The sequence below is a fragment of the Alkalibacterium sp. m-11 genome, from assembly GCF_054658155.1.
The window spans coordinates 1-913 of the sequence record NZ_BAAGIR010000291.1 but is presented as its reverse complement, the minus strand read 5'-3'; the positions used below and the strand labels follow the sequence as shown (position 1 = coordinate 913).

Annotated in this window: 1 protein-coding gene; it reads left to right on the top strand. The window is 42.4% G+C overall.

What is annotated here, in order from left to right; translation table 11 throughout:
- Positions 1-149 precede the first annotated feature (149 nt).
- Positions 150-785, top strand: coding sequence for an SGNH/GDSL hydrolase family protein (locus tag ACYQ2O_RS12450; RefSeq protein WP_459796732.1), 636 nt, complete (start codon positions 150-152; stop codon positions 783-785).
- The last annotated feature ends 128 nt before the right edge of the window (positions 786-913 follow it).

The following is a 913-nucleotide window of genomic DNA, read 5'->3' as shown; positions in this document are numbered from 1 at the left end:
TTTGTTTTTAGTGAACTTCATTTTATCAGATTAAGGGGGGAAGAGGTGCCTTTTTGTATTTTAATTGATAGAGCAACGATAGTTGCATTAAAACAACACGAAAAAACAAAAAAATTGGTAATTACTGGGCACCTTCTAGGAGGAAAATAATGAAAATCAACAAAAATGATACGTTGCTGTTCATCGGTGACAGCATAACAGATGTAGGCCGTGACCGTATGGACGGCAAAGATTTAGGTAAGGGATTCCCATTGATGGTCGCTTCGCATCTTCAGTCACGCTATCCGGCGAAGAGGCTGACAGTTTTGAATCGGGGTATTGGCGGAGACAGTCTGAAAGATCTTAAAAGGCGATGGGAAGATGATTGCCTGATTATTAATCCTGACATCGTCACATTACTTATAGGTGTAAATGACACATGGCGTAATCAGAATGACGGAGTAGAACTGACAGATGAAGAACTGGATGAGTTTGAATCAGACTACCGCTTTCTTCTGAAATCGCTTCACCAGAGAACGGATGCTCGAGTCATTTTAATGGAGCCTTTTGTCCTGCCTTATCCGAAAGATAGAGTGGGCTGGAGGAATGACCTGGATAAACGAATTCAGATCGTCAGGAAGATGGCCAGAGATTATCAGTCTGAACTCATTCCGCTGGATGGACTTTTAAATGCGGCTGGAATAAGGGACGGGTTCAGCTATTACACAGGAGATGACGGTGTCCATCCGACTGTAGCCGGTCACGGACTGATAGCGAGCAGCTGGCTGAAATCTGTTGATGAATAAATTTGAATTTGCCCAAAATTTATAACAACACTTTATATACCAAAAGCTCGAGGAATTCACATGTGGAAAACATGGAAGCCTCGAGCTTTTTGACTGTCCACAGCAAAAATCTGTGGACAAAATGCACC

Coding starts and splice junctions, on each gene's coding strand:
- ACYQ2O_RS12450 (WP_459796732.1), top strand. CDS start 150: ATGAAAATCAACAAAAATGATACGTTGCTGTTCATCGGTGACAGCATA.